Source organism: Subtercola lobariae, assembly GCF_014640255.1.
Classification (GTDB): Bacteria; Actinomycetota; Actinomycetes; order Actinomycetales; family Microbacteriaceae; genus Subtercola; species Subtercola lobariae.
In genome coordinates this window covers 260,644-270,815 of record NZ_BMGP01000002.1, presented here as the reverse complement: position 1 = coordinate 270,815, position 10,172 = coordinate 260,644, and the positions used below count along the sequence as shown (strand labels likewise).

The following is a 10,172-nucleotide window of genomic DNA, read 5'->3' as shown; positions in this document are numbered from 1 at the left end:
GTAGAAATACGTATGCCATTCAACTTCACAGGCGCTCGCATCGCCGGCTTCACAGTCGGGATTGCGTCTCTCATGGTCTTAACAGGATGCGCGGGGGCATCCACGGGTACAAGCAACTCAGCTACGGCACTCACAACGCTAACTCCGGCGGGAACCGGGCAGGTCGATAAGGTCACCTGGAATGTTTTTCAGGGCGAACCGCGAACAGTCGACCCATTCCAGTCCGCCGATTACACCCCGAACATGATCAACTCGAACATGTGTGAAAACCTCATGGCTCAGACGCCGGATTTTCAGATCAAACCAAACCTCGCAGCGTCGTTCACCAACCCCGACCCGCTTACCTGGGTTTACGAGTTGCGAACCGACGTCACGTTCTGGGACGGAACGCCTATGACCGCCGATGATGTCGTGTTCAGCATGGAGCACAATCTGACCGATAAGACGAGCTTTTACAACTACCTGTACGCGAACGTCGCTTCAATTGTCAAGACGGGTGACAGCGAAGTAACGGTCAAGTTGAACGCGCCCGATTACCTTTTCAATCAGGAGCTCGCGAGCTACGCCGGCGTCGTTGTCGAAAAGAAGTTCTACGATGAACACGGTACCGATGTCGGCACACCAACCGTGGGAGTCATGTGTACCGGGCCTTATCAATACGACACCTGGACTCAAGGTCAGTCGATCACGCTCACGCGGTACGACAACTACTGGAACAAGAGCCTTACGCCCAAAGTCAAAGAACTCGACTTTACCTTTCTCACCGACGACGCTGCGATAACCTCAGGACTGCTCTCAGGACAGATCGATGGAACCTACAGTCCACCAATTGCAGGCGAGGCACAATTGAAAGCTTCGAGCGTGGGAAAGTACTATGAGGGCCCTGCGCCCTTAGCGGTCAACTTAGTCGTCGCGAACCCCAACGGTGCGTTGTCCAACGCGAACGTACGGAAAGCCCTCGAACTCGCCATCGACTGGAAGGGAATCGGAAAGCAGGTCTACGGCGGTCTCGGAACCCCCAGTGCACTACAAACTGCGTCCGCAGCTTACGGATTTGCACAGGATGACCTAGACGCGCTGGCCGCCAAGGTTCAGACCGATGGTGCTCCTCAATTCGATGCGGCGAAAAAGCTTTTGGCCGACGTGCCAGCCAACGTGAAGGCGCAATCCATCAGCCTCGTAGTACCGGCACAGGCAGAAACTCAACAGCTCGGCATCGCGGTCAAATCCGCCGCGGATGCAATTGGACTGAATTTCGACCTCAAGGTAGTCCCAGCAACGGGGTACTCCAACTATCTCTACGACCCTGCGACTCGGGGCGACACTGATCTTCTGTACACGGAGTTCTGGCCGAACATCCCGAACCCGCTCGACTGGCTTGGGATTACTGCGGTGACTGGCGGGACTTTCAACCAATCTGGCTACAGCGGAATCGACGATCTGTACGCACAGGCAGTCTCGACCCCCGACGATTCTGAGCGAGCAAGCCTCGTAACCCAAATGGAACAACAACTGAACGACGAAAGTACTCCGATGCTCCCCGGCATTGAGGTGCACAACAGCGTGTTCATGAACAACAAAATCACCGGAGCTCCAGCAGCCTTCGACTACGTCTACTACCCCTGGGCCGCCTACCTGGGCGGTACGAACTGACGGAAAAATTCGAGGTGTTGATTTACAGGGGGTCATGAGCGGGCTGAGACAGAATCAGTTGTGTCGGCCGCGCCGTATGAGTGGCGACCCCGCGCTCCACTTGGCGGACATGCTTGGTTCCAAATCCATGTCAGCGACACGGTCACTCGCGCACGTGGATACGCGAATCACAATCGGGTCTGGTCGCGGGGTCGCAGCGGACTACCCGCTTGCCCCACAATATCTGCGAGTGATGTGGTCGTACTCGATCGGCCGAAAAAGGGAAAGATTCGGGTCGTCGGTAGCAACATCTCGGCGTCGCAGGTCGCGATTTCCCCGGGTTTAGGGGTGTGCTCTGGGCGCGGTCTGCTCATGCTGCGCAGGAGTCCTGATCATCCTCGGCGGCGCCGCCATCTCTACAGCGCTCGTCATCACGAGGCTGATCCGGGGGCAGCGGCCCGTTTACCGGGCCTACCGGCAGTACCTCGGTCGATCCATCCTTCTTGGCCTCGAATTCCTCGTCGCAGCAGACATCATCCGCACCGTCGCCGTCACACCCACGCTTGACAGCGTCGCGGTGCTCGCAGCAATCATCCTGATCCGCACCTTCCTGAGCTTCTCGCTCGAGCTGGAGATCACGGGGAAGTGGCCATGGCAAACCAAGAAAACCCCGTCCGCAGAGGCCGACCCCACGATGGGCTCGTGAAATGCCGAAACGTCTCGCGCACCGGTCAAGGCGACCACTTTGCGTGACGGCAGCGCCTATGAAAGCGCGCGCACCAAGGCAACGGCAGCGCCATGCTTCAAAAAACGAGCCCAGAGAGGCGCCAACTAAGAGACAGTCCCGACACAGTCGACTTCGATGAGAAAGCCGTCCAGTTTGGCACCAATGGTTGTGCGTGCCGGGTATGGTTTCGAAAACCATTGCTGATAGATCGTATTGAATCCGCTGAAGTCGCGCTCGATGTTGGCGAGATACACGTTCACCTTGACCACATCCGCTGGGCTCAATCCGCGCGACGCGAGCACTGCGGTGACGTTGCGAAGGGTTTGAACCGTCTGTTCTTCAATGGTGTTGCCGCTGACTTGGTCGGTGTCGGGGTCGTGCGGTGTTTGGCCGGCGGAGAACGCAAACCCGTTTCGGATCACGATCGGCGAGTATGGCAAAGCAGATGGCGGCGGTGTTTCGGTGTGCTGGTGCGGCACCATGAGGCTCCGATTCTTTGACTTCTTGCTAGAGAACTTTTGAGAGAAATGCTTGGGTTCGTGCGTGTTGTGGTGAATTGAATACGTCATCTGGAGATCCGCTTTCGACGACGACTCCGGCATCCATGAAGACGACGTGATCGCCGACCTGCCGGGCGAATCCCAGTTCGTGGGTGACGACGACCATGGTCATTCCTGTCTCGGCAAGAGCCTGCATTACCTCGAGTACCTCACCGACCAGTTCGGGATCGAGTGCTGACGTCGGCTCGTCGAACAGCATGAGTTTCGGCTTCATTGCTAGTGCCCGGGCGATAGCGATCCGCTGCTGTTGACCGCCTGAAAGCTCCTGGGGGTATGCCATGCCTCGGTCGCCCAGTCCGACCCGTTCGAGCAGTTTTTGTGCTTCGGGAATGACATCGCGTTTCGGCCGACCTGCGACGCGCGTGGGAGCCTCGATGATGTTCTCAAGAACTGTCATGTGGGGGAAGAGGTTGAATCGTTGGAAGACCATGCCCGCGCTCATCCGGGCTCGGGCTGTGTCTTTCTCCTTTTTTTCATGCAGAAGACCATTTCGCTCCTCGTACCCCACGAGTTCTTGATCGACGTAGAGCCGGCCGGCGCTGACCTTCTCGAGGTGGTTGATGCAGCGGAGGAAGGTTGTCTTGCCTGACCCAGACGGGCCGATGAGACACGTGACGGACCCCCGCTCGACCGTCAAGTCGATGCCCTTGAGTATTTCTGTTGAACCGAATTGCTTACGCACGCCGATCGCTTGGACCATTGCGGTGTTCATGATGCCTTTCTGAGTGGCCATCGTCTGCTTCGGGATGTTCTGACGTCGAAGCCGCGGCCGTACCGGCGTTCGAGCTTTCCCTGGAAAAAGCTGAGAACCGATGTCATCGCGAGATACCAGAGGCTGGCGACGATGAGCAGCGGAATGATCTGGTAGTTAGCCGCGTAAATGATTTGTGCTGAATACAGAAGGTCGGAGATGGCCAGCACGCTGACCAGCGAGGTGCCTTTCAGCATCGAAATGATCTCGTTGCCTGTGGGCGGGATGACTACGCGCATCGCTTGCGGAAGCACGATGCGGCTCATCAGCAACCGTCCGTTCATGCCGAGCGCCCGCGCAGCGTCGTATTGGCCTCGATCGACAGCGCCGATTCCGCTGCGAATGATCTCGGCCATGTAGGCGGCTTCGTTCAGTGACAGTCCGAGTAAGGCCGCGGTGATCGGCGCGATCAAGACGTTTGCTGATCCGATCACAATGCCAGGACCGCCGAAGGGCAGGCCGAGCACGATCACCGGGTACAGCGCAGCAATGTTGTACCAGAAGATGAGTTGCACGAGTACGGGTGTACCTCTGAAGAACCAGACGTATGCCCCGGCAATGACGCGGAAGATCGGGTTTGCGGAGAGGCGCATGATCGCAAGAATTGTGCCGAAAACGATGCCTATCGCCATGGCGACGATGGTCAGACCAACGGTGAGTGCGGCCCCAGAAATGATTCGGGGCGCGAAAACGTACTGTGCGACGACATCCCAGCGGTAACCACGATTCATCGCGACGTCCCACGCGACACCCGCTGCGACGATCACCAGAACAATCGCGATTGCGAGTCGAACGGGGTGTCTCAGAGGAACGACTGGATCAGACTGGCTCGATGTCAGAGCATCCGTCTCAACGGACCGGTTTACGAACGTCACGTTAGGTCTCTCATCCCTGCGCGAAGTTAACGCGGGCATCGGTGATCGCTCCGTCACCCAAGCCGTACTTATTGAGTACCTGGCGATAGGCATCGGACGTGATCAGGGAGGCCAGGGCCGCCGAAACGGCTGTCACGAGTTGCGGGTTCTTGGTCACTCCTGCGGCAACCGGGGTGACATCGATGGTGTCTGCCACAGCGATGCTCGGATTCTGTAACGCTGCGTAACTCACGATCGGCGAATCGGCGAAAACAGCATCGATGCGCCCGCTGGTCAGAGCAGAGATCGCTTGCCGGGTGTCTTGGAACTCGCTTGTCTCGATGGTGGGTTGACCGGCCGACACGCAAGCTGCGTCGTAGGTTGGAATGTTCTCCGTGAGCTGGTAGGAGCCGGTAAGCAACCCGACTTTGTGTCCGCAGAGAGTCGTCACCTTCAACGCGAGTGGATTGTTTTGGGCTACCGCAAGTGAGCTGCCGATCTGCAGATAGTCGACGAAGTCGAGTACTTGCATCCGTTCGGTTGTCGGGGTCATTGAGGACACGGTCATGTCATAACGCCCGGCGGCCATGCCGGGGATGATCGAGTCGAAGTTTGCGACGTCTATTTCCACCTTCAGGCCGAGGGTCGCACCGATGAGCCTGGCGATATCGGGATTGATCCCGGTCATCGTCTGGGTGCCATCTTCGTAGTATTGGGTGGGCGGCTCGTTCGTGGGGATGGCGACGCGCAGTACTCCGCTTGAGGCGATCCCGGGCGGCAAAAGTTTAACCGCGGCGGAGTCGACTGCGACTGGAGGAACGTCTGTGGCGCTACTCGTCGCTGCGGGGGCTGAGGAAGGTGAACAGCTGGTGGTGACGGCCAAAAGTGCTGCGCTAGCTGTTGCCATTGCGAGGATGGTTCGCCATTTCGGCGCTCTGCTATGCGAAGTGGTCTGAGTGATCATCGTTGATTGCTCTTTTCTGTGGTGGTGTGATGGCTGGCACGGTGCCGGATGAGTGATTTGCCTTCTGTTCGGAGTTCGTCGATCGATGAGACACCGAGGAGCATCATGGTGCGTTTCATTTCAGCGGCGAAGAGCGACAGGATGTGTGCGACACCGGCTTGGTTTGCCGCAGCCAGACCGTAGAGGTACGGCCTGCCGATAGCGCAGGCATCGGCTCCGAGCGCCAACGCTTTGACCACGTCGGATCCGCGACGTATGCCGCCATCGATGATGATCTCGATCCGTCCAGCTGCTGCCTGGACGATCTCAGGCAAGACATCGAGCGGTGACGCCATGTGATCCAGCTGCCGACCACCGTGATTGCTGACTTGAACGGCATCGATTCCCAGGGACGCCGCCCGAACGACATCGGCCGGATTGACACAGCCTTTGATGATCATTCGGCCCTGCCACCTGGCACGGATTTCCGCCAGATCGTCCCAATCGGTTGCTTCATATGCGCCGTCCAACAAAGTTCGCCACATATCGGGCGAACTAGCAAGAGGTCCGGCGGGCTCGTGCTCATCGAGGTTGGGAAAAGCGATTGCCTCGTGAGTCAAAAAACCTAGAGCCCACCGCGGATGCAGTGCCCCCTCTAAGACCGTCTTCGGCTTGATCGACGGCGGTGCGGTGAACCCATTCCGGTAGTCTCGTTCGCGATGACCGATGGCCCTCACATCGACGTTGACCATGATTGCTTCATAGCCAGCGTTCTTCACCCGTTCGAGCACCGCTTGCAATTCGCGTTTGTCTGTGATGGGTTCGAGATTGAACCACCTCCGCAAACCAGGCGTCGCAGCGCTGACCTTCTCCATCGTTGTTGTGCTCAGATGCGCCAATCCATAAGGGAGTCCGGCGTCGCGCGCGGCGCGAGCAACCGAGATCTCGCCGCCGGAGTGGAAGAGGCGTGTTCCCCCTGTCGGCGATAAGGTCAAAGGCATGGCGACGGGTGCGCCAAGCAGCGTCGAGTCGAGCGAGAAATTCTTTATCGCACCCCATTTCGGTACAAACGCCCAGTCATCGAAGCAGGCGCGGTTACGGCGCAGTGATACCTCATCTTCGCTGCCACCCTCGATGTAGTCGAAGATGCTGCGTGGCAGCCGCCTCTCCGCGCGCTTGCGAACGTCCTCGACGCTGTGCAGCTGCCTGGACAACCGCTCCGTCACACTCCTCGCTGGTTTAGGAAACGCCGCCAAAGAGCGGATGTCTTGGAGCCTCATTGCTGTCCTCTTCGCTGGTCGGGATAGCAAGATTCTTGCGCGTACAGTCAGCAATTCACATGTTCATATTTATGAATGCATTCCCTTTGATTAGTGATATTCTCCAACAATGAACTCAGCTGTTCGTCTAAATGGGGTCTCTACCAGCCCTGCTCTAGCCCAACTCTCTGACGTTCTCAGGCTCCTCCCCGACGTCGTCTGCCTCAACCCCACGCCGGTCACGACAGCACACCCCATCTCTAGCGCCGAACTGTACGACAAGGCGAGCGGCGCGAGTTCATGGCGCGACAGCATCATCATGGCCGTGGGCCTAGCGCCCAGCGAACCCGAGTTCTCCGAGCTCGTGCACCACGCAGAGGCGAAGGAAGCTGGAGCGGTCGCAGTCAAGGCGTACGGAAGCAACCTGGCAGTCGTCCACGAGATCGCTACTTCCTCCGGCGTCGCCGTTCTCCTCGTACGCGACGACGCAGACTGGGTGCATCTTGCAACGCTGATCAGATCTTTTGCCCTCGGTACGGCAACCGATTCCGTGTCGGGTGTTCGACTCGGAGACCTTTACTCGCTGGCGAACTCGATTGCCTCCATCACCAACGGTGCTACCAGCATCGTCGATCCGCTGGGCCGTATCCTGGGCTACTCGACCTTATCTGGCCAGCCTATCGACGATCTGAGGCGTGCGACGACACTCGCGCTCCAGGAAACCACCGCCCCAGCCTTTGATTCAGATTTCAGATCCGTCTATTCCACAGAACACGCGGTTCTCATCCCCGGAGCCGTGGGAGAGATGGCTCGCGTCGCTATCGCCGTTCGCGCCGGCGACGAGTTGCTCGGCACAATCTGGACCATCGACCCAGGCCGAGAACGTCACGACGAGACAATCGATGAACTGGAACGACTCGCACCACTCGCTGGACTGCACATGCTGCACGCCAGATCAGGGTCGGACTTCGCAGACCGAAGAAACGCTGATCTCATGAACACGGTCCTCACCGGCGCACCACATGCTGATTTCGCGGCCACCCAGCTTGGAATGAAGGCATCCAACGGATTCGCCGTCATCGCATTTCAGCTCGCCCGCATCGATCGCGAGAGCCTAGACACAGCTCGCGAATTGCGCCGCCTGCTCAACCTGGTCACCTTGTCATGCCATCTCCAATTCGACGTTAGCCTGTGCACGCTCATTGGCTCATACGTTGTCGCGCTTATCCCATCGACAGGGGCTGACCCTCGACTGGCGCACAGTCGGATAGCCGCGGACATCTGCGCGTCTGCGCGCAATATCACCGACTATCCCGTCTTTGCCGCGGTGGGCCGAATCGCGATGAGCATCGAAGGGCTTGTCCAATCCAAAACGGATGCCCTCAGCACTCTTCAACTGGTCGCCGCGGGTTCAGAGTCAGGAGGCCCAGCAATCGGCCTCTTTGAAGATTTTCGAGCCCGGCTGGGTTTGCGTTCGGTCGGGGAATTTCTCGCCTCCCGTGAGGGAGAAGACAACAACGACCTCGACCGGCTGCGCCACCACGATCTTGCCAACCATACCGAATACGTCGCCACGCTCCATGCATACCTGCAGTCGAACGGCAACATTGCTTCGATCGCGAAATCGCTTCACATTCACGGCAACACGGCTCGTTACCGCATCGATCGTCTCGTTAACGAGTTCGGATTCAACCTAAATGATCGCGACGAACGCCTGTGGACGTGGCTCCGGCTCTCGACGGCATAATTACGACTCAACGCAGGCCGACGACGGCGGCGAAAATGCACCCGACGACAGCCGTCGTCGCCGTGAATGCACCCGACGACGGCAGTCGTCGCCGTGAATGCACCCGACGACGGCAGCTACCGGGAATCAGCAACCGCGATCGCCGGCCCCACGAATGGAACGACCGGACGAATCCCCGATTGGTTGGCGATTTGCTCCCAGATGTAGCAGGAAGTCATTTTGACCGGCCCAATCGATCCGTTGGCACATACACGTCCTCCAGGTGCGGTACCAACAAACTTCGAAGTATGCGTTGCCGATGACGGGTTACGCGAAACGGGCGCGCAGAACGTCTTTCGCGCTGATCGTGAATATTGCGTCACGAAATTTTGGGGCCGCCCTGGGCAGCTACGGAAGCTGTGATCGCCATGCCACGCAGCGACGAATGGGTTCACGCGAATTATGGGTGGGCCCCGTCGGGCTCGAACCGACGACCCACGGATTAAAAGTCCGATGCTCTACCAACTGAGCTAGAGGCCCTTACAGACCAATGTACCGGGTTGGCGCCGAGAGTTCTAAATCGCGCCCTTCGGGCGCGCCTTCGTCACGGCGGGCAGAAAGAACGTGGCGAGCACGAAGCTGGCGATCGCCGTGATGAGCCACACGATGAGAGTCGCGAGCACCCACGTGCCGAGCCCCGAGATCTTGATGCACCCTCTCAGAGTGGTGGCTGTGGGGGAGCTTCGCGAGAAGTGAGATGCGGCGCGAAGTGGATGCCCGGCAGCAGTATGAGCCCGAAGTGCTCTTGCCGAGCATCCGCCGAGGGTTCGGCGTTCGAACCGGGCGGGCGAAGGTTTCTGAAGTAGCGTTGATACGCACGAATTTCAGGTACAGAAAGGTTTCAGGTGGGCGACGAGTTTCACAAGCCGACGCTGTTCGCCGGCTCGACGTTCGAGGCCTTTCAGGGCGGCGACGACCCCGCGCAGATCTCCCGATTGGCGCATGACACCGCTGCGGCGTTGTTGAGTCGCGTGCGGGCTGATCCTGACCCGCAGGTCATCGAACGCCTCATCGCGTATACCGACGTCAACGGAATCGACGCTATCGCCGAGCTGTGGTCACGGGCATCCGCTCGCTCGCTGCCGGGCGCCCTCTGGCGCATCTACTTATTGCGCGCGCTGACCCGGCAAGACCCCGAGCAGTCTGCGTTCGTCTTTCAGCGTGGGGCCGAGATCTCGTCGACCATCGACCCTGTGGTGGCCGGCGCGCAGGCGCCGACCGGGCCCGACGAGATCACCGAACTGGCCGACCAGATTCTGCGCGGGCTCTTCGAAGGCGACTTCGCGGTGGCGCTCGAGCGGGCGGCCGCGTTCTGCCGATTGATGTCGACCGGATGCGCGAGCCTCGCCGATGACGCAGAAACGGTCTCACCAGGCCGAGCGAGCGAGCTCACCACGCGAGCGCTGCGCTTTCATTCGATCGCAGCTGAGCTCACAGCGTGCGCGACTCTGTGGCGTTCGGACAGCCTCGATTGAACCCACCCGAACCACTGGTAAACTGTTACAGCCGGGCCGCAGTAACCCCGGGCTCCAAATTTAGCCGCTCCGAGCGGCCTCGCGCCGAGAGGCGTTTCTGCGGTCCGGTACCTATGGCGTCTGCGGCGTACACGCCGCAGATCGCGTATGACTCCGACCGAAGTTTGACGTACACGCCGCAGATC

At 59.1% G+C, this 10,172-nt stretch carries 9 protein-coding genes and 1 tRNA gene; 4 read left to right on the top strand and 6 right to left on the bottom strand.

Annotated elements, in window-relative coordinates:
• Positions 1-12: 12 nt before the first annotated feature.
• Complete coding sequence (locus IEX24_RS05530) at positions 13-1,653, top strand: ABC transporter substrate-binding protein (protein ID WP_188675039.1); 1,641 nt, start codon at positions 13-15, stop codon at positions 1,651-1,653.
• A gap of 334 nt (positions 1,654-1,987) precedes the next feature.
• The gene (locus IEX24_RS05525; RefSeq protein ID WP_188676428.1) at positions 1,988-2,338 is read left to right on the top strand and encodes a DUF1622 domain-containing protein; all 351 of its coding nucleotides are present in this window, start codon (positions 1,988-1,990) and stop codon (positions 2,336-2,338) included.
• A 125-nt stretch (positions 2,339-2,463) separates the two neighbouring features.
• On the opposite strand, the gene IEX24_RS05520 is transcribed toward IEX24_RS05525, so the two are convergent.
• Genes IEX24_RS05520 through IEX24_RS05500 form a run of 5 tightly spaced genes read right to left on the bottom strand, consistent with a single transcriptional unit; the run spans position 2,464 to position 6,747 of the window.
• Positions 2,464-2,841 (bottom strand): RidA family protein, encoded by a 378-nt coding sequence (locus IEX24_RS05520; protein ID WP_188675036.1) that lies wholly within the window; start codon positions 2,839-2,841, stop codon positions 2,464-2,466.
• Positions 2,842-2,866: 25 nt separating this feature from the next.
• On the bottom strand, positions 2,867-3,631 hold the full coding sequence (locus IEX24_RS05515) for an amino acid ABC transporter ATP-binding protein (RefSeq protein WP_275411838.1): 765 nt from the start codon (positions 3,629-3,631) through the stop codon (positions 2,867-2,869).
• Positions 3,628-4,545, bottom strand: a complete 918-nt coding sequence (locus IEX24_RS05510; protein ID WP_229715115.1) for an amino acid ABC transporter permease — start codon at positions 4,543-4,545, stop codon at positions 3,628-3,630. The genes IEX24_RS05515 and IEX24_RS05510 overlap by 4 nt, the downstream gene beginning before the upstream one ends.
• Positions 4,546-4,555: 10 nt before the next feature.
• On the bottom strand, positions 4,556-5,431 hold the full coding sequence (locus tag IEX24_RS05505; protein ID WP_188675031.1) for an ABC transporter substrate-binding protein: 876 nt from the start codon (positions 5,429-5,431) through the stop codon (positions 4,556-4,558).
• 53 nt (positions 5,432-5,484) lie between these two features.
• Positions 5,485-6,747, bottom strand: a complete 1,263-nt coding sequence (locus tag IEX24_RS05500; RefSeq protein ID WP_188675028.1) for an alpha-hydroxy acid oxidase — start codon at positions 6,745-6,747, stop codon at positions 5,485-5,487.
• Positions 6,748-6,856: 109 nt separating this feature from the next.
• Between IEX24_RS05500 and IEX24_RS05495 the strand changes: the two genes are divergently transcribed.
• Positions 6,857-8,473, top strand: a complete 1,617-nt coding sequence (locus tag IEX24_RS05495) for a PucR family transcriptional regulator (RefSeq protein WP_188675026.1) — start codon at positions 6,857-6,859, stop codon at positions 8,471-8,473.
• Positions 8,474-8,919: 446 nt separating this feature from the next.
• On the opposite strand, the gene IEX24_RS05490 is transcribed toward IEX24_RS05495, so the two are convergent.
• Positions 8,920-8,992: transfer RNA gene (locus IEX24_RS05490), tRNA-Lys, on the bottom strand.
• Positions 8,993-9,357: 365 nt separating this feature from the next.
• On the opposite strand from IEX24_RS05490, the gene IEX24_RS05485 reads away from it, so the two are divergent.
• A complete protein-coding gene (locus tag IEX24_RS05485) occupies positions 9,358-9,987 on the top strand; it encodes a DNA-directed RNA polymerase subunit beta (protein ID WP_188675023.1) in 630 nt (209 codons plus the stop codon).
• The last annotated feature ends 185 nt before the right edge of the window (positions 9,988-10,172 follow it).

Coding starts and splice junctions, on each gene's coding strand:
- IEX24_RS05495 (WP_188675026.1), top strand. CDS start 6,857: ATGAACTCAGCTGTTCGTCTAAATGGGGTCTCTACCAGCCCTGCTCTA.
- IEX24_RS05500 (WP_188675028.1), bottom strand. CDS start 6,747: ATGAGGCTCCAAGACATCCGCTCTTTGGCGGCGTTTCCTAAACCAGCG.
- IEX24_RS05515 (WP_275411838.1), bottom strand. CDS start 3,631: ATGAACACCGCAATGGTCCAAGCGATCGGCGTGCGTAAGCAATTCGGT.
- IEX24_RS05505 (WP_188675031.1), bottom strand. CDS start 5,431: ATGGCAACAGCTAGCGCAGCACTTTTGGCCGTCACCACCAGCTGTTCA.
- IEX24_RS05520 (WP_188675036.1), bottom strand. CDS start 2,841: ATGGTGCCGCACCAGCACACCGAAACACCGCCGCCATCTGCTTTGCCA.
- IEX24_RS05530 (WP_188675039.1), top strand. CDS start 13: ATGCCATTCAACTTCACAGGCGCTCGCATCGCCGGCTTCACAGTCGGG.